This window comes from Stenotrophomonas sp. BIGb0135 (genome assembly GCF_024810105.1).
Taxonomy (GTDB): domain Bacteria; phylum Pseudomonadota; class Gammaproteobacteria; order Xanthomonadales; family Xanthomonadaceae; genus Stenotrophomonas; species Stenotrophomonas maltophilia_AB.
In genome coordinates, this window is the sequence record NZ_JANUDX010000016.1 from 1 (window position 1) to 22,130 (window position 22,130).

General features: G+C 67.4%; 20 protein-coding genes. 15 read left to right on the forward strand and 5 right to left on the reverse strand.

From position 1 onward, the window contains the following. Positions 1 to 908: 908 nt before the first annotated feature. Both M2421_RS20430 and M2421_RS20435 read right to left on the reverse strand, forming a co-directional pair. A complete protein-coding gene (locus M2421_RS20430; RefSeq protein ID WP_259210202.1) occupies positions 909 to 2,639 on the reverse strand; it encodes a M28 family metallopeptidase in 1,731 nt (576 codons plus the stop codon). Between the two features lie 52 nt (positions 2,640 to 2,691). Continuing rightward, positions 2,692 to 3,354, reverse strand: coding sequence for a hypothetical protein (locus M2421_RS20435; RefSeq protein ID WP_259210203.1), 663 nt, complete (start codon positions 3,352 to 3,354; stop codon positions 2,692 to 2,694). 97 nt (positions 3,355 to 3,451) lie between these two features. Here M2421_RS20435 and M2421_RS20440 point away from each other — a divergent pair, with 97 nt between their 5' ends. Then, entirely contained in the window at positions 3,452 to 4,777 is a 1,326-nt protein-coding gene (locus M2421_RS20440; protein ID WP_259210204.1) for a peptidoglycan DD-metalloendopeptidase family protein, read from the forward strand. A gap of 124 nt (positions 4,778 to 4,901) precedes the next feature. Further along, complete coding sequence (locus M2421_RS20445) at positions 4,902 to 6,347, forward strand: S41 family peptidase (protein WP_259210205.1); 1,446 nt, start codon at positions 4,902 to 4,904, stop codon at positions 6,345 to 6,347. A gap of 110 nt (positions 6,348 to 6,457) precedes the next feature. On the opposite strand, the gene M2421_RS20450 is transcribed toward M2421_RS20445, so the two are convergent. After that, positions 6,458 to 7,150 (reverse strand): rhomboid family intramembrane serine protease, encoded by a 693-nt coding sequence (locus tag M2421_RS20450; RefSeq protein WP_259210206.1) that lies wholly within the window; start codon positions 7,148 to 7,150, stop codon positions 6,458 to 6,460. A 227-nt stretch (positions 7,151 to 7,377) separates the two neighbouring features. On the opposite strand from M2421_RS20450, the gene M2421_RS20455 reads away from it, so the two are divergent. From M2421_RS20455 to M2421_RS20465, 3 genes are all read left to right on the forward strand, one after another. Then, positions 7,378 to 8,721: an outer membrane protein transport protein gene (locus M2421_RS20455; protein WP_259210207.1), complete on the forward strand. Its 1,344-nt coding sequence runs from the start codon at positions 7,378 to 7,380 to the stop codon at positions 8,719 to 8,721. 133 nt (positions 8,722 to 8,854) lie between these two features. Then, entirely contained in the window at positions 8,855 to 9,448 is a 594-nt protein-coding gene (locus tag M2421_RS20460; protein ID WP_259210209.1) for a hypothetical protein, read from the forward strand. Between the two features lie 833 nt (positions 9,449 to 10,281). Further along, complete coding sequence (locus M2421_RS20465; RefSeq protein WP_259210210.1) at positions 10,282 to 10,926, forward strand: hypothetical protein; 645 nt, start codon at positions 10,282 to 10,284, stop codon at positions 10,924 to 10,926. A gap of 94 nt (positions 10,927 to 11,020) precedes the next feature. Here the strand turns inward: M2421_RS20465 and putA are convergent, their stop codons facing one another. Continuing rightward, the gene (putA, locus tag M2421_RS20470) at positions 11,021 to 14,245 is read right to left on the reverse strand and encodes a bifunctional proline dehydrogenase/L-glutamate gamma-semialdehyde dehydrogenase PutA (protein WP_259210211.1); all 3,225 of its coding nucleotides are present in this window, start codon (positions 14,243 to 14,245) and stop codon (positions 11,021 to 11,023) included. A 12-nt stretch (positions 14,246 to 14,257) separates the two neighbouring features. Between putA and M2421_RS20475 the strand changes: the two genes are divergently transcribed. The 7 genes from M2421_RS20475 to M2421_RS20505 all read left to right on the forward strand — a co-directional run bounded on the left by M2421_RS20475 (position 14,258) and on the right by M2421_RS20505 (position 19,254). Continuing rightward, complete coding sequence (locus M2421_RS20475; protein ID WP_259210212.1) at positions 14,258 to 14,437, forward strand: hypothetical protein; 180 nt, start codon at positions 14,258 to 14,260, stop codon at positions 14,435 to 14,437. A gap of 83 nt (positions 14,438 to 14,520) precedes the next feature. Further along, positions 14,521 to 14,997 carry a DUF2244 domain-containing protein gene (locus tag M2421_RS20480; protein WP_259210213.1) on the forward strand — a complete coding sequence of 159 codons (477 nt, stop codon included), beginning with the start codon at positions 14,521 to 14,523 and terminating at the stop codon, positions 14,995 to 14,997. 11 nt (positions 14,998 to 15,008) lie between these two features. Continuing rightward, complete coding sequence (coxB, locus tag M2421_RS20485; protein ID WP_259210214.1) at positions 15,009 to 15,947, forward strand: cytochrome c oxidase subunit II; 939 nt, start codon at positions 15,009 to 15,011, stop codon at positions 15,945 to 15,947. 64 nt (positions 15,948 to 16,011) lie between these two features. Continuing rightward, on the forward strand, positions 16,012 to 17,622 hold the full coding sequence (gene ctaD, locus M2421_RS20490; RefSeq protein ID WP_259210215.1) for a cytochrome c oxidase subunit I: 1,611 nt from the start codon (positions 16,012 to 16,014) through the stop codon (positions 17,620 to 17,622). A 7-nt stretch (positions 17,623 to 17,629) separates the two neighbouring features. Next, positions 17,630 to 17,764: a hypothetical protein gene (locus tag M2421_RS20495; RefSeq protein ID WP_259210216.1), complete on the forward strand. Its 135-nt coding sequence runs from the start codon at positions 17,630 to 17,632 to the stop codon at positions 17,762 to 17,764. After that, positions 17,761 to 18,357, forward strand: a complete 597-nt coding sequence (locus M2421_RS20500; protein ID WP_259210218.1) for a cytochrome c oxidase assembly protein — start codon at positions 17,761 to 17,763, stop codon at positions 18,355 to 18,357. Before M2421_RS20495 ends, M2421_RS20500 begins: the two co-directional genes overlap by 4 nt. A gap of 21 nt (positions 18,358 to 18,378) precedes the next feature. Further along, positions 18,379 to 19,254 (forward strand): cytochrome c oxidase subunit 3, encoded by an 876-nt coding sequence (locus tag M2421_RS20505; protein WP_259210220.1) that lies wholly within the window; start codon positions 18,379 to 18,381, stop codon positions 19,252 to 19,254. A 42-nt stretch (positions 19,255 to 19,296) separates the two neighbouring features. On the opposite strand, the gene M2421_RS20510 is transcribed toward M2421_RS20505, so the two are convergent. Further along, complete coding sequence (locus M2421_RS20510; protein ID WP_070208839.1) at positions 19,297 to 19,515, reverse strand: twin transmembrane helix small protein; 219 nt, start codon at positions 19,513 to 19,515, stop codon at positions 19,297 to 19,299. A gap of 57 nt (positions 19,516 to 19,572) precedes the next feature. On the opposite strand from M2421_RS20510, the gene M2421_RS20515 reads away from it, so the two are divergent. The 3 genes from M2421_RS20515 to M2421_RS20525 are packed head-to-tail and all read left to right on the forward strand — an operon-like array spanning position 19,573 to position 22,130. Further along, a complete protein-coding gene (locus M2421_RS20515; RefSeq protein WP_259210221.1) occupies positions 19,573 to 20,307 on the forward strand; it encodes an SURF1 family protein in 735 nt (244 codons plus the stop codon). An 18-nt stretch (positions 20,308 to 20,325) separates the two neighbouring features. Next, entirely contained in the window at positions 20,326 to 20,910 is a 585-nt protein-coding gene (locus tag M2421_RS20520) for a hypothetical protein (RefSeq protein WP_259210222.1), read from the forward strand. Positions 20,911 to 20,921: 11 nt separating this feature from the next. After that, the gene (locus M2421_RS20525) at positions 20,922 to 22,130 is read left to right on the forward strand and encodes a COX15/CtaA family protein (RefSeq protein WP_259210223.1); all 1,209 of its coding nucleotides are present in this window, start codon (positions 20,922 to 20,924) and stop codon (positions 22,128 to 22,130) included.

Here is a 22,130-nt window from a genome sequence, read left to right on the forward strand (position 1 = left end):
GCTGCGCCGATGGTAGTGTGGCTCAAGCCATGCGAGAGTAGGTCATCGCCAGGGTTTATACCCAAAAACCCCGCTGCTCACGCAGCGGGGTTTTTTCTTTGTGCGTCTTCCCGGCGTCGATCGTGCTCCTGTCTCGACACAGTCCCGGCGTCGGTTCCGCGCGTTCCCGCCTTGGTAGAGCCGAGTCATGCTCGGCTGCTTTCACGACACCTCTGCATGATCCCCACCGCTACGGTGCCGAGCATGGCTCGGCACTACCGGGCCGTAGGAAATGCGTTCACCTGAGGTGCGACGCATGGCTCGCTCCGCTCCCGGCATCGCTTCAGCGTGTTCCCGCCTCGGTAGAGCCGAGCCATGCTCGGCTGCTTTCCCCACACCTCTGCATAATCCCCACCGCTGCGGTGCCGAGCATGGCTCGGCACTACCGGGCCGAAGGAAATGCGTTCACCTGAGGCGACTGACATGGCTGGGCACTGTCCCTGTGTCGGTTCCCCGTGTCCCTGCCTCGGTAGAGCCGAGCCATGCTCGGCTGCTTTCCCAACACCTCTGCATGAGCCCCACCGCTACGGTGCCGAGCATGGCTCGGCACTACCTGACCGCAGGGAATGCACTCACCTGCGTTGCCGAGCATGGCTCGGCACTACCCGACCGCGGGAAATGCACTCACCTGGCCCGCCACGGTCGTTTCCCGAGCCCCTCGATCCTGCCTGCGACCGCATCCACGCATGCACCCCTGATCCCGATCCCCTGTAAACACGGCCTTGCCCATCCTTGCCACGCCATTACCGGGCCGAGGGACATCTACCGGCTGCTGACGCGCTACCGGCGGCCGATCACGTGCGGAGCCCCCAACAAAAAACGGCGCCCCAAGGCGCCGTTTCGTGTTCAACCTGACAACCGCGAGCCGCTCAGGGGGCCGGTGCTGCCGGTGCCGGGGCAGCGCCCTTGTCCTTCATCATCGCGTCGCGCGCCGCCTTGAACGGGTTGCCGTCATACCAGTTCGGCCAACGATCGCCGCCAGCCAGCTCCTTGCCCACGCCGTACAGCAACTGCAGGTCTTCCACCGTGCCGTCCAGCTTCCACGTGGCCGGGTCGAACTCATCCTTCGGCCCGTGGTAGCGGTCGCGACCATACGCTTCGGCTGCCTTGCGGCCGGCCTCGACGCCGCCGTCGCGCAGGTCTTCGCCGCCATCGGCATACAACGCGGGCACGCCGGCCTTGGCGAAGTTGAAGTGGTCCGAACGGAAGTAGAAGCCGCTCTGCACCGAGGTCTCGCCATGCAGGGTGCGGCCCTGGTTGGCGGCCAGCGGCTTGAGCATGTCCTCCAGCTCGGAACTGCCGAAACCAGTCACGGTGACATCCTTGGCGCGACCCGCCACCGACATCGCGTCGATGTTGATCACCCCGGCGATCTTGTCCAGCGGGAAGGTCGGATGGCTGACGTAATACTTGGAGCCCAACAGGCCCGACTCCTCCAGCGTCACGGCCAGGAACACCACCGAGCGCTCCGGCGCCGGTTGCTGGTGCGCCATCGCGTCGGCCACTTCCAGGATCCCGGCCACGCCGGTCGCGTTGTCGACCGCACCGTTGTAGATGTTGTCGCCCTGCTCACCCTCGTGCTTGCCCAGGTGGTCCCAATGGGCCATGTACAGCACCGCTTCGTCGGCTCGCTTGGTGCCCGGCAGCACGCCGACCACGTTGCGCGATTTCTTCTCGGCGATGGTGCTCTTCAGGTCGAACGAGACCTTGGCCTTCAGCGAGACCGGCTTGAAGCCACGCTTGCTGGCGTCCTTGTAGGCCTTGTCCAGGTCCAGCCCGGCGTCGGCGAACAACTGGCGTGCCGCCTCGGCGCTCAGCCAGCCCTGCGCAGGCAGGCGTGCGTCCGGATCGTCCTTGGCCGGCAGGTCGTACTGCGGGCCCGCCCACGAGTTTTTCACCACGTCCCAGCCGTAGGAGGCGCCGGCCGTGTCGTGCACGATCAGCGCGGCAGCGGCGCCCTTGCGTGCGGCCTCTTCGAACTTGTACGTCCAGCGCCCGTAATAGGTCATGCGCTTGCCGTCGAACAGCGTGGCGTCGTCCACGTGGAAGCCGGGGTCGTTGACGAACATCACCACCGTCTTGCCCTTCCAGTCCTGGCCGGCGTAGTCGTTCCACTTCTGCTCCGGCGCATCCACGCCATAGCCGACGAACACCAGCTCGCTGCCATCGACCTTTACCTCCGGCTGCCCGCTGCGGGTGCCGATCACCATGTCGGTGCCGAACGCGAGCTCGCGGGTCTTGCCGGCCTGGTCCAGCCTGAGCACGGTGGACTCATCAGCCGTGGTCTCGGTCATGGCCACGTCCTGGAACCAGCTGTCGCCGTTGCCCGGCTGCAGGCCGATGCGCTGCATCTGGTCGCGGATGTAGTTGACGGTGAGCTCTTCGCCCTTGCTGCCCGGGGCGCGGCCTTCAAACGCATCCGAGGACAGCGTCTTGACCAGCTCGGCGAAATCGGCCGCATTGATGTCGGCGGCAAAGGCATGGCTGGCCGTGGCGGCAGGTGCCTGCGTGGCGGCGGTCGGCGGCGGTGCGGTGGCTTCGCCCTTGCACGCGGCAAGGGCGGTGGTGGCGGCAAGGCACAACAGAAGTTTGCGGGGCATCATCGATTCCTGGATCCAGTGGGCCGGTGCACAGGGGCACCGGGAAAGGGTATCAATCCTGCGGTGCGGCGTCGGTGTCGAAGGTCAGCGGTTGTGCACCGCTGACCGGGCCGATATGCGCGGTGCGGTGCACGTACAACGTGACCTCGCGCTCGAACTGCAGGCTGCCGGCGACGCTGGCCTTCGGGCCGATGATCACGCGCGGCTTGCGACCGCCGGTCAGCGACAGGTTGAAGTTGGGCTTCTTGACCCGGATGCCGCCCTCGACCTGCGAGCCCACCCCGACCGTGATGTCACCGTTGACCGTGTCGATGTTGCCGTTGAGCCGCGTCTCGACGAGTCCGATGCCGCCGTTGACGGTCTCCAGGTTGCCCTCGATCACACTGCCGCGGTCGATGAAAATGCCGCCGTTGACGGTCTCCACGTTGCCGGCGGCGACCACGTCGCGCCCGATCCGCAGGTTGCCGTTGACCGTGGACACACCGGTGGTGCGCGCACGGTCGCCGACCTTGATGCTGCCGTTGACCGTCTGGATCTCGGCCGTGACCACGCCTTCGTCGACGGTGATGCCGCCGTTGACCGTTTCCAGGTCACCGTAGACCTGGCCACCGGTGGCGTGGATGCTGCCGTTGACCTTGCTGATGTCCTCGCTGGCCAGGGCCGGTGCGCAAGGCAGCACCAGAGCCAACAGCAACAAGAGCGAAATGCGTTTCATGGTGACCTCGTATCGGGTATGCGGCTGGCAGGCCGCCTGTGGGGATGTCACCATGCATCGCTACAATCCGCATCTGCCTGAAGTCACTGGAAAGCCCTTGCGCCACAACGCCTTGCCCTCACGCCGGAATAACAAACCGTCGCCCGGAGACCGCGGCGGCATCGTCCCGCCCTGGCTGGCGCGCGGGCTGTTGCTGGCGCTGGCAGTGCTGGTGGCGGGCCCGGTGCTGGCACAGAGCTCCAAGGAAGCCGAGCGCAAGCTGCAGAAGCTGCGCACCGAGCTCAAGGACGTGGCCCAGGAGCGCAGGACCCTGGAGGGCCAGCGTGGCCAGGCCTCGCGGCAGTTGCGCGATGCCGATGAAAAGGTCGCGCGCACCGGGCGGGTGCTGGCCCAGACCGAAACCGCGCTGCAGCGCGAAACCCGTGCCATGGAGGAGCTGCAGCGCAAGCGCAGCGACCTGCAGGCCGGCATGACCCGGCAGCGCGACGAGCTCGCCTCCCTGCTGCGCTCGGCCTACCGCATCGGCAACAACGCACCGCTCAAGTTGCTGCTGTCCCAGGACCGCGTCGCCGACGCCAATCGCAGCCTGGCCTATCACCGCTACCTGCAGCGCGAGCGCGCCCGGCGCATCCAGCGGATCACCCACGATCTGGCCGAACTGCAGGCCGTGGAAACCCAGATCGTCGAGCGCCGCCAGGCGCTGGAAGGCACCCGCCAGCAGCAGAAGCAGCAGGCCGCCACCCTGGCCAACGACCGTCGTACCCGTGCGGAGACCGTGGCCAGCCTGGAGGAGCGCTACAAGGACCGCAGCGAACGCGAGAAGGCCCTTGGCCAGGATGCCAAGGCGCTGGAAACGCTGTTGGCCAACCTGCGCGCCGCCGCCGCGCGCGCCGAGGCCGAACGGCGCGCTGCCGCGCGCAAGGCGGCCGCCGAGAAAGCCGCCGCGGAAAAGGCCGAACGCGCGGCGGCCGCCAACGGCACCCGCCCGCCGCCGCGCCCGGGCAAGACTCCGCCTGCGGTGGCCTCGGCGCCGCCGCCCAAGGTGGGCGGGCTGGGGTGGCCGCTGTCGGGCAACCTGTTGGCGCGCTACGGCGGCAAGCTGCCGGATGGGCGCACCAGCAGCGGCGTGCTGATCGGCGCGCCGGCCGGCAGCACGATCACCGCCGTGGCCGACGGGACCGTGGTGTTCTCCGACTGGATGACCGGCTACGGCATGATCCTCATCGTCGACCACGGCAATGGCTACATGAGCCTGTATGCGCACAACGACACCCTGCTTCGCGATGCCGGGGCCACGGTCAAGAAGGGCGATGCGGTGGCCAAGGTCGGCAACTCCGGCGGGCAGGGCGTGACCGCGCTGTACTTCGAGCTGCGTCGCAATGGTCAGCCGGTCGATCCGGGCGGCTGGCTGCAGCGACGCTGACACCCAGCCAAACGGCGCACGGTCGCAGCGCCGCGGGTTCAACGGGAATTTATCGTCGCTTCGCGCATAATCGGGCGACGCACCCCGTGCGTGTTTTCCGTCCCCCGCCGACCTGGAGTGCTTCATGCGCGTAGCCCGTACCGCCACCTTGCTGCTGGCCCTGCTGCCTGCCGTGTCCTGGGCGCAGCAGACCAGCGAGGCCGCCAGCAGCGCCAGTGACGCCGCCAGCAACGAGGAAGCGGTGACATCGCGGGTACCGCTGGAAGAGATCCGGCGCTACGTGGCGGTCTACAACGCGGTGCGCGCCGCCTACGTGGACCCGGTGGATGACAAGAAACTGATGCAGTCGGCCATCCGCGGCCTGCTGCTGGACCTGGATCCGCACAGCACCTACTTCGACAAGGAAGACGCCGAGGCCTTCGACGAGCAGGCCACCGGTGCCTACGACGGCATCGGCGTGGAGCTGCAGCAGCAGCCGGACAACAGCAGCCTGAAGGTGATCTCGCCGATTGACGACACCCCGGCCGCGAAAGCCGGCATCCTCGCCGGCGACCTGATCATCGCCATCGACGGCAAGCCGATCAGCGCCATCGAGGCCACCGAGCCGCTGCGTGGCAAGGCCGGCAGCAAGGTGGTGCTGACCCTGGTGCGCACCGGCAAGCCCAAGCCGTTCGATGTCACCGTCACCCGCCAGACCATCCGCGTGACCAGCGTGCGCAGCCGCATGCTGGAGCCGGGCTATGGCTACATCCGCCTGAGCACCTTCCAGGCCGATACCGGGGCCGATTTCCAGAAGCAGGTCGGCCAACTGCAGCAGCAGGCCGGGGGCAAGCTCAAGGGCCTGGTGCTGGACCTGCGCAGCAACCCCGGTGGCCTGCTCACCGCAGCGGTACAAGTGGCCGACGACCTGCTCGACAAGGGCAACATCGTCAGTACGCGCGGTCGGATCTCGATCAGCGATGCGCGCTTCGACGCCACCCCGGGCGACCTGTTGAAGGGCGCCCCGGTGGTGGTCCTGGCCGACGCCGGCTCGGCCAGCGCCTCCGAGGTGCTGGCCGGCGCGCTGCGCGACAACGGCCGCGCGCGCGTGGTCGGCAGCCGCACCTTCGGCAAGGGCTCGGTGCAGACCGTGTTGCCGCTGGACAACGGCGACTCGGTCAAGCTCACCACCGCCCGTTACTTCACCCCGAGCGGCAAGTCGATCCAGGCCACCGGCATCGTGCCGGACGTGGTGCTGCAGCCGGACAAGCGCGACGGCGATGACGAGCTGCCGGCCAGCCTGGCCGACTACAGCGAAGCCACCCTGCCAGGCCACCTGCGCGGCGACGAAGAAGGCGGCGACGGCTACAAGGCCGGTGACGTGCTGCCCGGCGATGGCCCGATCAACGCCGCGCTGGCGGAGCTGAAGCAGCCGGGGTCGGTGGTCGCCAGGCAGAAGGCCGAGGCCGCCAGGACGGCGGCGCAGAAGAAGCCCGAAGCCAAGCCCGAAGCCAAGCCCGAAGCCAAGCCCGAAGCCAAGCCGGCGGACGTGCCGGCCAAGCCCTCAGCAGACGTGCCAACCAAACCGTGACCGGTAGTGCCGGCCTCTGGCCGGCGCTGCAGTCGACCGGCGTTGCGGGGAGGCGGCGAACGGCCGGCGCCAGCGGGCGCATCCGCGCGTAGCCGCAGCCGACCGCCGATTCAGAACCCGTGTCGCTTGCGCAGCCGGCGGGCGATCGCGGCGCGCACGTACACACCGTAGCCCAGGCCGAACAGGAAGCCGGCGATGTGCGCCCACCAGGCCACCATGCCGAAGCTCGGGCCGATGTGGGCGAACACCACCTGCAGCCCCGCCCAGACGCCGATCAGCAGGTAGGCCGGGGCGCGCACGAATTCCAGGAACAGCCCCAGCGGGATCACCACGCCCAGGCGTGCGCCGGGGAACAGCGCCAGGTAGGCGCCGATCAGCGCCGACACCGCGCCGCTGGCGCCGATGATGATCTGGTCGGGACTGCCCATGGCGTAGATGGCGGTCAGGTTGGCGATCGCCCCGCCGACCAGGAACAGCAGCATCAGCCGCCACGGGCCCAGCACCCGCTCGGCCGGCAGCCCGAAGATCAGCAGGAACACCAGGTTGCCCAGCAGGTGCGACCAGTCCGCATGCAGGAACAACGCGGTGAACAGGCGCAGCACGCTGCCGTCCTGCAGGGTCGCCCACCAGTCCTGTGGATGGGTCAATCCCGTCGACAGCGCGCCCCAGTCCAGCCACAGGCTGCGACGGGCATCGTCCGGCCGCGAGATCGACCACAGGAACGCCAGCCACAGGGCGGCGAACAGCAGCGGGGTGGCCCAGCGGAAGGCGGACTTCTTGCGGGAAGGGATCGACACGAACATGGATGGCGCTAGCCTAGCGCGGCAGCAGCCCCGACGGGGAATTGTCGGCTTCAGCCTGAATAGCCGCTGGGGCGGCCCACGTTATTGTTTCATTAACCGGTCTCGGTATACTCCAATACGGCGTCGTATGTCGGGAGGGGAATCCGGCGCGTTGTTCCGGCCGCAAGGCACGGGATGACGCAGGCGCGCGTTGCCAAACATCACCGCAATTCCGGAGAGAACCAAACATGCATACCGCTTCCACGCTTGCCCGCGTCACCGCCCTGGCCGTCGGCATTGCCGGTGTCCTGGCTGTCGGCCACGTCCACGCTGCCGCCTTCCAGTTGAAGGAAAACAGCGCCAAGGGCCTCGGCCGCGCCTTTGCCGGTTCCGGCAGCGCCCAGGGCGACGCCTCCATCATCGCCGTCAACCCGGCCGGCATGCGCCAGCTGGAAGGCACCCAGATCCAGGGTGACCTGAGCGCGATCAGCTTCTCGGCCAAGTACAGCGGCACCGGTCGCAAGCCGACCGGCCAGCCGCAGACCGGCGGCAATGGCGGCGACGCCGGCATGATCGCGCCGGTCCCGGCCGCGTACTTCCACATGCCGATCGGCGAGCAGGCCCACTTCGGCGTGTCGCTGACCGCTCCGTTCGGCTTCAAGACCGAATACGACAACGGCTGGGTGGGTCGCTACAGCGGCCTGAAGACCGACCTGAAGGCGATCGACCTGGGCTTTGCCGCCTCGTACGACGTCAACCCGTACGTGTCCTTCGGCGCGTCGGTGTTCGTTGAGCACCTGACCATCGAGCTGAGCAACAACATCGACTTCGGCACCGCGCTGGCGCAGTCGCGCGTGCCGGGCTTCGCCCCGGGCAGCGCCGATGGCAAGCTGACCGTGGAAGGCGACAACAATGCCGTGGGCTGGACCGTCGGCGGCTTGTTCAGCCCCGATGAGAACACCCACATCGGCATCAGCTACCGCTCCAAGGTCGAGCACAAGATCACCGGCGGCGACGCTACCTTCGACGTGCCGGCCAACGCCGCTGCCGTGCTGGCCGTGGCCCAGCCGGGCCGCTTCACCAGCACCTCGGGCAAGGCCACGCTGACCCTGCCGGCCTCGGCCACCCTGAGCGTGACCCACAACGTCAACGATCGCTGGACCGTGATGGGTGACGTCACCCGCACCGCCTGGTCCACCGCCTTTGACCAGGTCACCATCGACTACGCCTCGGCGCAGCCGGACTCGGTGCTGGAATTCGGCTACCGCGACACGACCTTCGTCTCGCTGGGTACCGACTTCAAGCTGAGCGACACCGTCACCCTGCGCGGCGGTATCGCGCTGGATCAGACCCCGACCACCAACGCCCACCGCGACGTGCGCGTGCCGGACACCAGCCGCAAGTGGCTGTCGCTGGGCGTGGGCTGGACCCCGTCGGAGAACATCGAGTACAACTTCGGTTATACCCACCTGTTCACCAGCGATCCGGACGTGAACATCGCCGGTACCACCAACAACCAGGGCAACTCGCTGACCGGCAAGTACAAGGTCCGCGGCGACGTGCTGGCCGCGTCGGTCAACTACAAGTTCTGATCGACACAGCCGCACCGGTTGTTTGAACGGCAGAAGGCCCCGCGAAAGCGGGGCCTTTTGTTTGCGCCGCGTCCGCCGCGCGCCGCGAGCGCATCCCTGTCGGCCCCGCTCTTGGTGACCGGCGCTTGTCTGCATGCACGCGGGCTTCCGCTCCACCGCATGTGCAGGGCACTCCGGCGGCGACGCCTTCAGTAGACTGGCGGCCCGTTTGCATCCCATCGTCATGGACCGCCGATACCTCAGAAAGATGCGCGCTTACTGGGCGCGCGAAGAAGCGAAGAACCTTCGCCATCTTCAGAAGACGCTTGCCAAATCGACCTGGTTCGATCTCTGGCACGTGCACCCGGACTGGTATGGCAAAGCTGCACGTGACCCTTCCGACCGCGAGGCAGTCGCGCATTCCGCCTTGCGCCTGCTCGACCATGCGCAGCGTTCGCTCGATGCAGACGCACGCGAGGCGCAGTGTTGGGCGCAACTGCATCCGAACACGATGAACGACGGGGTGTACCTTCATTCGGCCAATCCCAATGGTCGGGCGAACTACCCGCATGAGTTCACCGGCTACATCTGGGGGGCGACGATCCCGGTGTGGCTGGAAGCGCTGCTCGACGCCTCGCGCTACGAGGTCGGTGCGAAGGACGGCGAAGACGGGACGATCTACGTGGTGAGGGCGCGCGCGAGGGTGCTCGATGCCACTGAGCAGCGCGACGATGAGCCGGCCGCGTAGCGCAGCCCCTGCCGCAACTGCGCGACGAAGTCTGGATCGCGATACACCGCCTCGTCATGACCCAGCCCGGTGTACCAGCTGTGGCCGCCATCGAAGGTGTGGCACCAGGTGATCGGGTGGTCATCGCCCATCCACCGCCATCGTAAAGACGTTCGTCCACCGTGGCGACCACGTGCGCGCGCGCGTGGGTTGTCGCGGCAGGTGTAAATTTCGCCGCGTATCGGCCAGGCCGTGCCACGTGCGCGGCCATCGCGTTCGGGCTGTCCGCGGGTGTCCTGCAGGCCCGGTGGATGTGCCCTGAAGTAGGCGCCCACCCGTGCGCCATACCACGCCAGTCGTACTCGGTATCGGCCGCCGCATGGAGGCCGGCGAAGCCGCCGCCAGCGCGGATGAAGCCTTCCAGCGCACGCTGCTGCGCGGCATCGAGCACGTCGCCGGTGGTATTGGCGAACACGACCACGCGGTAGCGGGCGAGGCGGACCGGCGTGAAATCGGCGGTCAACCTCGGTGGCGTCGGCCTGCATGCCTTCGGCGGTGGCCACGCGCTGCAGCGTGGCGATGGTGGTGGGGATCGCATCGTGGCGGAACTGCACGGTGCGCGTGAACACCAGGACGCGGTCGGCCGCCGGGGCCGCGCAGGCCGTGGGCCCGGGCATCGATGCCAGCAGAACGATCGGGAGCAGGGCAGCGCGGATGGCCGGATTCTGCCACGGTGTTGGCCCATTGCAACGATGGCGATGGGCCTTTTCAGCGCGGTCCGCGCCGGCCCAGCGCGTACAATCCCGCACCGCTCCCGCACGGCGGGAGTCATGCTGTCTGACAAGGATCTGTACATGTCGTCTCTCGCGTTTCGTTCCACCCTTTTCCTGGGCCTGGCCGCACTGTCGGCCCCTGCCTGCGCGGCCGATTTCGGCGCTTGCTTCACCCTCACCCCGGGCCTGACCTGGTCCACCGCCGATGCAACGCTGACCATCGAGAAGGCGACCTTCGCCGGCAAGGAGGCGATCAAGGTCAACAGCGCCGGCGGCGGCATCGGCACGGCCAGCTACTTCGATGCCAGCGGGCGCGCCTTCCTGGGCGAGGAGCGCTACGGTATTTCCGCCTGGGGTGGGGAGGCGGGCACGCCGGTGATGACCGACGCCTTCAACCCCGCGCCAACGTTCCCGGCGACGGCCAAGCCGGGCGACCGCTTCCAGTACACCGGGAAGGGCGAGCGCACCCACCACGTCGAAGAGACCGTCGAGCCGCTCGACTTCGAGGGGTTCTCCGATTACACCTTCGTCGGCTTCGAGGACGTGGACGTGGAGGTCGATGGCCAGCCGCGCACCTTCAAGGCCACCTGCCACCTCAGCGCGAGCTTCGAGGACAACCGCATGGAGGGCTGGTACGCCCCCGGTTTCGGCCGCATCCGGTTCGAGCGCTACATGGGCAACGAGTTGCTGATGCGCGATGAAATCGAATCGATCGACGCCCCGTAACCGCGACCGCGGCGCAGCGCTGCATGGCGCCGGATGACGCCCACAAAAAACCCCGCGTTCGCGGGGTTTTTCGTTCAACACCTGCTGCCGTGCATCAATCGCCCAACGTCAGCAGCGAGGCATTGCCACCGGCCGCGGTGGTGTTCACGGTGACGGTCTTTTCGGTGGCGAAGCGCAGCAGGTAGTGCGGGCCGCCGGCCTTGGGGCCGGTGCCGGACAGGCCCTGGCCGCCGAACGGCTGCACGCCCACCACCGCACCGATCTGGTTGCGGTTGACGTAGACGTTGCCGACATTGATGCGCGAGGAAATGCGCTCCACGGTTTCATCGATGCGCGAATGCACGCCCAGGGTGAGGCCGTAGCCGGTGGCGTTGATCTGATCGATCACCGCGTCGAGCTGGTCGCCCTTCCAGCGGATCACGTGCAGCACCGGCCCGAAGATTTCCTTGTGCAACTGGTCCAGGTTCTTCAGTTCGTACGCGCGCGGGGCGAAGAAGGTGCCATGCGCGGCCGCTTCGCTGAGTTCGGCGGCGGCGATCAGGCGCGCTTCCTTCTCCATGCGCACGGCGTGGTCCTGCAGGATCCGCAGGGCGTCGGCATCGATCACTGGGCCGACGTCGGTGGACAGCAGGCCCGGGTCACCGACCTTCAGTTCGGCCATCGCGCCGGACAGCATGGTCATCACCTTGTCGGCGATGTCGTCCTGCACGAACAGCACGCGCGCGGCCGAGCAACGCTGGCCGGCCGAGGTGAACGCCGAACCGATCGCATCCTTGACCAGCTGTTCCGGCAGCGCCGAGGAGTCGGCGATGAAGGCATTCTGGCCGCCGGTTTCGGCGATCAGCACGCCAATGGCGGCGTCGCGCGCGGCCATCGCGCGGTTGATCGCGCGGGCGGTGTCGGTGGAGCCGGTGAAGGCCACGCCGGCCACGCGCGGGTCGGCGGTGAGCGCGGCACCGACGGTGGCGCCGTCGCCGGGCAGGAACTGCACCACGCCTTCGGGCACGCCGGCCTCGAGCAGCAGCTGCACCGCGTAGTAGCCGATCAGGTTGGTCTGCTCGGCGGGCTTGGCGATAACGCTGTTGCCGGCGGCGAGCGCGGCGGCCACCTGGCCCAGGAAGATCGCCAGCGGGAAGTTCCACGGGCTGATGCAGACGAACACGCCGCGGCCGTGCAGCTGCAGTTCGTTGGACTCACCGGTGGGGCTGGGCAGCTTCTCGGCATGGCCGAACTGTTCGCGCGCCTGCTTGGCGTAATAGCGCAGGAAATCGACGGCTTCGCGCACTTCGGCGATGCCGTCGGGCAGGCTCTTGCCGGCTTCCTTGACGCACAGCGCCATGAACTCGGGCAGGCGCGCCTCGAGCTGGTCGGCGGCGTGTTCCAGGATCGCGGCGCGGCTGGCGGCCGGGGTGCGGTTCCACGCCGGCTGCGCGGCCACGGCATTGGCCAGCGCCTTCTCCACGGTGGCGCTGTCGGCCGGCTGCCACTGGCCAACCACCTGACGGGTGTCGGCCGGGTTGGTCACGTTCAACAGCGCGCCGGTCGGGTTGGCACCGGGCACCAGCGGTGCGGCCTTCCACGGCTTCACGGCGGCGTTGAGCTGCTCGGCCAGGGCGCGCAGATCGTTGTCGTTGGCGAGATTGACGCCCATGGAGTTCTTCCTGTCATGGTTCTGGCTGCGCAGCAGATCGACCGGCAGCGGGATTTTCGGATGCGGGATGGACGCGAAGGAGGACACCGCCTCGACCGGATCGCGGATCAGGTCGTCGATGGCCACCGCGTCGTCGGTGATGCGGTTGACGAAGCTGGAATTGGCGCCGTTTTCCAGCAGGCGGCGCACCAGGTACGGCAGCAGGTCTTCATGCGAACCGACCGGCGCGTACACGCGGCACGGCACGTTCAGGCGATCGGCCGGCACCACTTCGGCATACAGGTCGTCGCCCATGCCGTGCAGCTTCTGGTGCTCGTACTGGCCCCCCTTGGCGATCGCCTTCACCGCGGCGATGGTGTGCGCGTTGTGCGTGGCGAACATCGGGTAGAGCGCATCGGCATGGGTGAACAGCCGATGGGTGCATGCCAGGTAGGACACGTCGGTGTTCTGCTTGCGGGTGAACACCGGGTAGGCGGGCAGGCCATCGATCTGCGCGCGCTTGATTTCCGCGTCCCAGTACGCGCCCTTGACCAGGCGGACCTGCAGGCGGCGACCGATGCGGCGGGCCAGGTCGGCCAGGTAATCGATCGTGTACGGGGTGCGCTTCTGGTACGCCTGCACGACCACGCCGAAGCCTTCCCAGCCCACCAGCGAAGCGTCGGTGACCACCGCTTCGATGATGTCCAGCGACAGTTCCAGGCGGTCGGTTTCCTCGGCATCCACGGTGCAGCCGATGCCATAGGACTTGGCCAGCTGCGCCAGCTCCAGCACGCCCGGGACCAGGTCGGCCATGACGCGCGCGCGCTTGGCGTGCTCGTAGCGCGGGTACAGCGCGGAGAGCTTGATCGAGATGCCCGGGGCCGCGTTGACGTCGCCATCGGGGCGGCCACCGCGCGCCTTGTGGTCACCGCCGATGGAGTGGATCGCGCGGCGGTAGTCTTCCAGGTAGCGCTTGGCGTCCTTCATGGTCAGCGCGCCTTCGCCAAGCATGTCGAACGAATAGCGGTAGCTGGCGTTGTCGCCCTTGTGCGAGCGCGACAGCGCTTCGTCGATGGTGCGGCCCATGACGAACTGGTGGCCCATGATCTTCATCGCCTGGCGCACGGCCAGGCGGATCACCGGCTCGCCCACGCGGCCGATCAGGCGCGCGAACGCACCGGGCACGTCGGCGCGGGTGGCATCGTTGATCTGCACCAGGCGGCCGGTCAGCATCAGGCCCCATGTGGAGGCGTTGACCAGCACCGAGTCGCTGCCGCCCATGTGCTTCTTCCAGTCCGCATCGCCGAGCTTGTCGCGGATCAGCTTGTCGGCAGTGTCCTGGTCGGGGATGCGCAACAGCGCTTCGGCCACGCACATCAGCAGCACGCCTTCTTCGCTGCCCAGGTCGTACTGGCGCATGAAGGCTTCGATCGCGCCCTGGTCCTTCGCACGCACGCGCACGCGCGCCACCAGGTCGGCGGCCACCGCCTGCACCTGCGCCTGTTCGGCGGCGGGTAGGCGGGCCTGCTCCAGCAGTTCGCGCACATGGCTGGCCTCGTCCTTCATCCAGGCATCGGTGATCGCCTGGCGGAACGCGGGCGGAGGCGTCGGCAGCTCGGGCGACAGCAGCGGCGGACGGAGAGCGCCGGACGGGGCCGGGGCAGGAATCGGTGCGGAGGGTGCGGTCATGCCGGTCGGCTCGTGGAAAACTTGACCATTTTAATCGTTTTTTCGACCGCCGAAGCAATATCCACGGCAACCCTCATCATGGTCATAGCCTTTGATACAAAGGGATTCGGCGTTTCACAACGGGGCGCCGGTTATTGTGCTGATTTCGTCAAAAGTGCCGCCGATCCCGATGCTGTATTGCACCATTCCTGAAAGTGTGAATGGACCCTTGCTACTGTCGCGAGTGCAGGGCTACCATCGAGACGTTTCCCGCGGCAGGAAAACGCGGTTGCGACATGATCGAGGTGCTGACAGCTCCGGACGGATCAGGGACGCGACTGCGGCTGCGTCCCCCACGGGCGCTCGATGCCCGGCAGTTCGTCCTGTTGTTTGCTGTGTTGTGCGGGGTGATGGGGTTGGCGGCCAGCCTGGGTTGGTTGGCCGGCAACGTATTTGCCCCGTTGTTCGCGCTGCTGTACAGCCTGTTGCTGGCAGCGGCACTGCGTAGTGTGTGGCGTAGTGGAGAACGGCAGGAAGAAATCCGGGTGGTTCCGGCGTGTGTGGAGGTCATCCCCGCACCCGGGCACTCGCCGGTGTTCAGCGCGCACCCGCACTGGGTCCGCCTGATCGCCGACGAGCAGAGGGTCCGGCTGGCGTCCAGCGGCAGGCAGGTGGAAGTGGGGGCTTTCCTCGCACCGGCCGAACGCAGGGCACTGGCTCAGAAACTAGAAGGCTTGCTCGCGGCCAGCGATGGCTGCAACCGACGACGCTAAGGGTCTAGGCAATGAAGCAACGCATCAAGTGGGGCAGTACGTTCGGGAAGACAGCAACAAGCGGGGCCGCGCTGCTGGCGCCCGCATTGGCGTGGGCCCAGGCGGCCGACCCCAAGCCGTGGCAGTTGAACATGGGCAAGGGGGTGACCCAGAGCGCGCGGTTGGCCTGGGAATCCAACCTGTTCTCGCTCTGGGTGTGCACGATCATCGGCATCCTGGTGTTCGGCGCGATGTTCTACGCCATGTTCAAGTTCCGCAAATCCAAGGGCGCGGTCGCCGCCACCTTCAGTCACAACACCAAGGCCGAGGTGATCTGGACGGTGATCCCGGTGATCATCCTGGTGGTGATGGCCTGGCCGGCCACGGCCAACCTGATCAAGTTCTACGACACCCGCGATTCGGAAATGACCGTCAAGGTCACCGGCTATCAGTGGATGTGGAAGTACGAATACCTCGGCGAGGATGTCACCTTCACCAGCCGCCTGGACCGCGAGTCCGACCGCGTGCGCCAGAGCGGCACCGTGCCCACGCTGGAATCGCACCCGCATTACCTGCTGGAAGTGGACAACCGGCTGGTGCTGCCGGTGGATACCAAAGTCCGCTTCGTGATCACCTCCGACGACGTCATCCACGCCTGGTGGGTGCCCGCGTTGGGCTGGAAGCAGGACGCGATCCCCGGCTTCATCAACGAAGCCTGGACCAACATCGAAAAGCCCGGCGTCTACCGCGGCCAGTGCGCCGAGCTGTGCGGCAAGGACCATGGTTTCATGCCGATCGTGGTCGAGGCGGTGTCCAAGGAGGACTTCAAGAAGTGGCTGGCCTCGCGCAAGCCTGCGCCGGCTGCTGCTCCCGAGGCGGCTCCGGCGGCACCCGCGCCGGCCCCGGCCGAGGCGGCACCGGCCGCCACGCCCGAACCGGCCGCGGCGGCCCCGGCAGACAGCAACGCCTGAAATCGAGCCACGCCTGCCAACCGGCAGGCGGGGGTACCACCGGATCCAGTGAGGTGTAGTTGCGATGGCGCATTCCGCAGTTGACCACGACGGGCACCACGGGCATCAGCAGAGCTTTGTGGAGCGTTGGTTGTTCTCGACCAACCACAAGGACATCGGCACGCTCTACCTGCTTTTCAGCTTCATCATGTTCATCATCGGCGCGGCCATGAGCGTGGTGATCCGCGCCGAGCTGATGCAACCGGGCCTGCAGTTCGTCAAGCCCGAGTTCTTCAACCAGATGACCACCGTGCACGCACTGGTGATGATCTTCGGCGGGGTGATGCCGGCCTTCGTCGGCCTGGCCAACTGGATGATCCCGCTGCAGATCGGCGCGCCGGACATGGCCCTGCCGCGCATGAACAACTGGTCGTTCTGGTTGCTGCCGGTGGCCTTCAGCCTGCTGCTGGTCACCCTGTTCCTGCCCGGCGGCGCACCGGCCGGTGGCTGGACGCTGTACCCGCCGCTGTCGCTGCAGGGCGGCTACAACGTGGCCTTCAGCGTGTTCGCCATCCACGTCGCCGGCATCAGTTCGATCATGGGCGCGATCAACATCATCGCCACCGTGCTCAACATGCGCGCGCCGGGCATCGACCTGCTCAAGATGCCGATCTTCTGCTGGGCCTGGCTGATCACCGCGTTCCTGCTGATCGCGGTGATGCCGGTGCTGGCCGGTGCGGTGACCATGCTGCTCACCGACAAGTTCTTCGGTACCAGCTTCTTCAACGCGGCCGGCGGCGGCGACCCGGTGATGTTCCAGCACATCTTCTGGTTCTTCGGGCACCCGGAGGTGTACATCATGATCCTGCCGGCCTTCGGCGTGGTCAGCGAGATCATCCCCACCTTCAGCCGCAAGCCGCTGTTCGGTTACCAGGCCATGGTCTACGCGGTGGCCGCCATCGCGTTCCTGTCGTTCATCGTCTGGGCCCACCACATGTTCACCGTGGGCATGCCGTTGGGGGGCGAAATCTACTTCATGTTCGCCACGATGCTCATCTCCATTCCGACCGGGGTGAAGGTGTTCAACTGGGTCAGCACCATGTGGCGCGGCTCGCTCACCTTCGAGGCGCCGATGCTGTGGGCGGTGGCCTTCGTCATCCTGTTCACCATCGGTGGGTTCTCCGGTCTGATGCTGGCCATCGTGGTGGCCGACTTCCAATACCACGACACCTACTTCGTCGTCGCGCACTTCCACTACGTGCTGGTCACCGGCGCGGTGTTCGCGTTGATCGCGGCGGTGTACTACTGGTGGCCCAAGTGGACCGGGCGCATGTACAGCGAGAAGTGGGCCAAATTCCACTTCTGGTGGTCGATCGTGTTCGTCAACCTGCTGTTCTTCCCGCAGCACTTCCTCGGCCTGGCCGGCATGCCGCGGCGCATCCCCGATTACAGCGTGGCGTTTGCCGACTGGAACATGATCAGTTCCATCGGTGCGTTCGGTATGTTCGCCACGCCCTTCATGATGGCCGCGATCCTGCTGGCGTCGCTGCGCAACGGCGAGAAGGCGGCTGACCGCGCCTGGGAAGGCGCACGCGGGCTGGAATGGACCATTCCCTCGCCGGCACCGGCGCATACGTTCACCACGCCGCCGACGATCCGCCCCGGCGACCTGGCCCATGACGACATCACCCACTGAGGCAACCATGGACAGCCATCCTGACATTGCCGAGGTACAGGCCCTGCAACGCCGCCGCGCACAGCGCACCGCCTGGAAGGTGGGGCTGGTGGCGGTGGCGGTCTACGTGGGCTTCATCCTCAGCGGGGTGATCGGGCGATGAGCGCAGACCGCCCGGTCGCCCCCGCGCGCACGGCGGGCCTGCCCCGCCTGATCGGGGTGGCGCTGGCGGTGTTCGTGCTGACCTTCTCGCTGGTGCCGTTGTATCGGATCGCCTGCGAGAAGGTGTTCGGGGTGCGGCTGGAGCGTGGTCCGGGCGCAGCGGCCGGCGGCGCGGTCGCCACCGGCAAGCGCACCGTGCGGGTGGAATTCGATGGCGGCGTCAACTCCAAGCTGCCCTGGGCCTTCCACCCCGAACAGCTGACCATGGACGTGGTGCCCGGCGAGCTCAACGAGGCGCTGTACTTCGCGCGCAACGACAGCGACCGCGCGCTGGTCGGCAGCGCGGTGCCCTCGGTGGCACCGGCCAAGGCCTCGGGCTATTTCAGCAAGACCGAGTGCTTCTGTTTCACCGCGCAGACCCTGCAGGCGGGCGAGAAGCGCGACATGCCGGTGCGTTTCATCGTCGATCCCGACCTGCCGGCCAACATCAAGACGATCACCCTGTCCTACACCTTCTACAAGAACGACGCGCTGTCCGCGCAGCTGCCTGCCGCCGCCGCGGCGGTCCCGGCCAACGCGCACGCCGCTCCCTGATACGCACCGGATCCTGAGACCATGGCCCAGCAAAATCCCGATGCCACCGTGTATTTCGTGCCCACGCACAGCAAATGGCCGTTCATCGGTTCCATTGCGATGATGGTGACCATGGTCGGCGTGGCCAGTTGGCTCAACGATTCCAGTTGGGGCAAGTGGACCTTCTATACCGGCATCGCGATGCTGGTGCTGACCCTGTTCTGGTGGTTCAGCGACGTGGTGCGCGAATCCCAGGCCGGCAGCTACAACCGCCAGGTCGACGGCTCGTTCCGCATGGGCATGGTCTGGTTCATCTTCTCCGAAGTGATGTTCTTCGGTGCGTTCTTCGGGGCGCTCTTCTACACCCGCAACCTGGGTCTGCCGTGGCTGGGCGGCGAGGGCGACCGGGTGATGACCAACGAGTTGTTGTGGACCGGCTACTCGGCGGCATGGCCGACCAACGGCCCCGGCGCGATCGGTGGCCACTTCCAGACCATCCCCGCGTGGGGCCTGCCGCTGATCAACACCCTGATCCTGCTCACCTCCGGTGTCACCCTCACCATCGCCCACCATGCGCTCAAGGCCGGGCATCGCCGTCAGCTGCTGGTCTGGCTGGGGCTGACGGTGGCACTCGGCGTGTTCTTCCTGACCCTGCAGGCCGAGGAATACATCCACGCCTACAAGGAACTCAACCTCACCCTGGGCTCGGGCATCTACGGCTCGACGTTCTTCATGCTCACCGGCTTCCACGGCGCGCACGTGCTGCTCGGCACGATCATGCTGGGCGTGATGTGGCTGCGCTCGGCCAAGGGGCACTTCACCCGCGACAACCATTTCGGCTTCGAAGCGGCCGCGTGGTACTGGCACTTCGTCGACGTGGTGTGGCTGATGCTGTTCCTGTTCGTCTACGTGCTGTAGCGTCGGCGCGACACCGCGTGCCGCACCGAGGCGGGTGCGGTTTCAGCCGCCGATGCCGTGGGGTTTGATCCAGCCGGTGTAGATGCCGATGGCCACCAGCGCGATCAGTGCCACCGACACCGCGATGCGGCGGGTGAGCGCGTTGACGGTGCGCTTGGTCTGGCCGCGATCGACCAGCAGGTAATACAGCCCGGCGCCCAGATTCCAGACGATGACGATCAGAAACGCGATTACCAGCAGGGTCTTCAACGAATCATTCATGCGCGGCTCGATGGCGGGGCGGGTACGCCTATATCACCGCGTTTGGTCGCCGTTGTCATGATGCGCAAGCACACACGCCTGATCGCCTGGGTGGCCGCGCTGCTGGTGATCGTCGGTTTCTGCCAGCTGGGGCGCTGGCAACTCCAGCGCATGCACGAAAAACAGGCCCTGCTCGACCAGCAGGTCCCCGCGCGTGTGCAGGCGCTGCGCCTTGCCGAGGCGCTGGCGGCACCGCTGCGGCTGCGTTGGGTGGAAGACCGCGGCCGTTACCTGCCGGGCACCGTGCTGCTGGATAACCAGACCCGCGCCGGGCGCGCCGGCTTCAAGCTGTACCAGCCGTTCCTGAGCGAAGACGGGGCGCGCGTGCTGGTCGACCTGGGCTGGCAGCCGATGCCGCCGGACCGGGTGCTGCCCCGCCTGCACGTACCGCAGGGGCCGGCCCGCATTGCCGGGCTGCTGGCGCCGCCACCGGCCAGCGGCATCGCGCTGGGCCCGGCACTGGCCACCACCCCGCAGGCCGGCGTGTGGCTGGCCAACCGCCTGCCACCGGACGAGGTGGCGCGCGCGCTCGGCTTGCCGCCGCGCAGCCTGCCCGAGCGGGTGCTGCGGCTGGACCCGGCGCTGCCCGGCGGCTATGCGCGCGACCTCGACCTGCTGCCCAACACGCTGCCGCCCAGCCGCCATCTCGGCTATGCGGTGCAATGGTTCGCGCTGGCGTTGACCGTCCTGGTGGTCGCGCTGGTCCTGGAATTCCGCCTGCGTCGCCGCCCTGCCGCCGGTTCCCGGCGCTGAGCGTCCCAACATGAGAAAATGCCGCCCATGAATGCCACTTCCCAGGATCGGCTGCCCTCGCGCTCACGCGGCCGCTGGACGTTGATCGCCTTGTTCGCGCTGTTCTTCGGCGCAATGGCCCTGGCCGGCGTGCTGCGCTTCTCCGGCTGGCAGCCCACCGCGCACCGCAACGCCGGGCAGCTGCTGCAACCGCCGGTCGATCTGCGCCAGCGCCCGCCGCTGCTCGCCGACGGCCAGGTCTATCCGTGGAACCCCGACGCGCGCACCTGGCGCATCCTGGTGGCACCGTCTGCAGGCTGTACGAGCGAGTGCGTCACTTTGTCGCAGGGATTGGGCAAGGTGTGGCAGCTGTTCGGGCATAACGCCGATAATGTCGAGATCCTGTGGCTGGGCACGCCGCCGGCCGAGGTCCAGGGCTTGCCCGCATTGCGCGCGCTGCGCGACCAACCGGCCCTGCGTTCCGCCCTTCCCGCCGTGGATGACGCCGCCGGCACGCCGGTGTATGTGATCGACCCCAACGGTTTCGTGATCATGCGCTACGCACCGGGATTCGATATGGCCGGTCTGCGCAAAGACCTGGCCACGCTGCTGAAACTGAAGTGAGTTCCGTTTAGATGAGCCTTTCCGCACGCCCGGTGCTGCACCGCAATTTCCACCGTCTGGCGTGGTTTGCGCTGATCATGACCGCCAGCACGATCATGTTCGGTTCGTTCGTGCGCCTGTCCGATGCGGGCCTGAGCTGCCCGGACTGGCCGACCTGCTATGGCCGGGTCACCTGGCCGCAGCATGCCGCCGACGTGGTGGGCCACGAGGCCGCCAAGATCCGGCCGCTGGAAACGCACAAGGCCTGGCGCGAGCAGGTCCACCGCTTCCTGGCTGGCGCGCTCGGCATCGAGATCCTCACCCTGGCGCTGCTGGCCACGCGTCGTCGCCGCTGGGGCAGCACCGCGGTGGTGACCGCATGCGTACTGGTGGCCACCGGCATACCGCTGTACATGATGGGCATGCACGTACCGGCCAGCATCCTGGCCATCCTCGGCGAGGCCATCCTGCTGATCGCCGCGCTGCGCTGGAACAACATCGACCTGGCCCGTGCCGCGTTGCTGACCCTGGCGGTGGTGATCTTCCAGGCGCTGCTGGGCATGTGGACGGTGACCTGGCTGCTCAAGCCGATCGTGGTGATGGGGCACCTGCTCGGCGGCATGTTGATGTTCAGCCTGCTGGTGTGGATGGCGTGGCGTGCCACGCACATGCCGATCACGCTGGTGGAAGCACCGAAGCTGAAGTGGCTGATCCGCGCCGGCGTGGCCGTGCTGGTGCTGCAGATCGCGCTGGGCGGCTGGGTCAGCGCCAATTACGCCGCGCTGGCGTGCGGCGGTGGCAGTGCGTCGCTGGACAACTTCCCGCGTTGCGTCAGCCAGTGGTGGCCGCAGCATGATTTCAAGGAAGGCTTCACCCTGTGGCGCGGCATCGGCGTGGACTACGAAGGCGGCGTGCTCGATGGCGCCTCGCGGATCGCGATCCAGCTGGCGCACCGGATGATGGCGATCGTGGTGGCGGTGTACCTGCTGTGGCTGTCGGTGCGCCTGTTCAAGCTGCCGAGCATGCGCGGCTGGGCCAGCGCATTGGGCCTGCTGGTGGTGCTGCAGATCACCCTGGGCATCCTCAACGTCAAGTTGGCCGTGCCGCTCGAAGTGGCCGTCGCGCACAGCGGCGGGGCCGTGGCGCTGCTGTTCGTGCTGGTGACGTTGCTGGCACGCCTGCGCGCGCCGGATGCGGACGGCAAGGCCGTCGCCGCGTCGTCCACCGTGCAGGCAGGCTGA

Bases quoted from the DNA above. Each gene is read 5' to 3' on its own strand.
- M2421_RS20435 (WP_259210203.1), bottom strand. From the start codon at position 3,354: ATGAAACGCATTTCGCTCTTGTTGCTGTTGGCTCTGGTGCTGCCTTGC.
- M2421_RS20460 (WP_259210209.1), top strand. From the start codon at position 8,855: ATGCACGCGGGCTTCCGCTCCACCGCATGTGCAGGGCACTCCGGCGGC.
- M2421_RS20525 (WP_259210223.1), top strand. From the start codon at position 20,922: ATGAGCCTTTCCGCACGCCCGGTGCTGCACCGCAATTTCCACCGTCTG.
- coxB (WP_259210214.1), top strand. From the start codon at position 15,009: ATGAAGCAACGCATCAAGTGGGGCAGTACGTTCGGGAAGACAGCAACA.
- M2421_RS20455 (WP_259210207.1), top strand. From the start codon at position 7,378: ATGCATACCGCTTCCACGCTTGCCCGCGTCACCGCCCTGGCCGTCGGC.
- M2421_RS20520 (WP_259210222.1), top strand. From the start codon at position 20,326: ATGCCGCCCATGAATGCCACTTCCCAGGATCGGCTGCCCTCGCGCTCA.
- putA (WP_259210211.1), bottom strand. From the start codon at position 14,245: ATGACCGCACCCTCCGCACCGATTCCTGCCCCGGCCCCGTCCGGCGCT.
- M2421_RS20515 (WP_259210221.1), top strand. From the start codon at position 19,573: ATGATGCGCAAGCACACACGCCTGATCGCCTGGGTGGCCGCGCTGCTG.
- M2421_RS20445 (WP_259210205.1), top strand. From the start codon at position 4,902: ATGCGCGTAGCCCGTACCGCCACCTTGCTGCTGGCCCTGCTGCCTGCC.
- M2421_RS20500 (WP_259210218.1), top strand. From the start codon at position 17,761: ATGAGCGCAGACCGCCCGGTCGCCCCCGCGCGCACGGCGGGCCTGCCC.
- ctaD (WP_259210215.1), top strand. From the start codon at position 16,012: ATGGCGCATTCCGCAGTTGACCACGACGGGCACCACGGGCATCAGCAG.
- M2421_RS20480 (WP_259210213.1), top strand. From the start codon at position 14,521: ATGATCGAGGTGCTGACAGCTCCGGACGGATCAGGGACGCGACTGCGG.
- M2421_RS20450 (WP_259210206.1), bottom strand. From the start codon at position 7,150: ATGTTCGTGTCGATCCCTTCCCGCAAGAAGTCCGCCTTCCGCTGGGCC.
- M2421_RS20510 (WP_070208839.1), bottom strand. From the start codon at position 19,515: ATGAATGATTCGTTGAAGACCCTGCTGGTAATCGCGTTTCTGATCGTC.
- M2421_RS20430 (WP_259210202.1), bottom strand. From the start codon at position 2,639: ATGCCCCGCAAACTTCTGTTGTGCCTTGCCGCCACCACCGCCCTTGCC.
- M2421_RS20505 (WP_259210220.1), top strand. From the start codon at position 18,379: ATGGCCCAGCAAAATCCCGATGCCACCGTGTATTTCGTGCCCACGCAC.
- M2421_RS20495 (WP_259210216.1), top strand. From the start codon at position 17,630: ATGGACAGCCATCCTGACATTGCCGAGGTACAGGCCCTGCAACGCCGC.
- M2421_RS20465 (WP_259210210.1), top strand. From the start codon at position 10,282: ATGTCGTCTCTCGCGTTTCGTTCCACCCTTTTCCTGGGCCTGGCCGCA.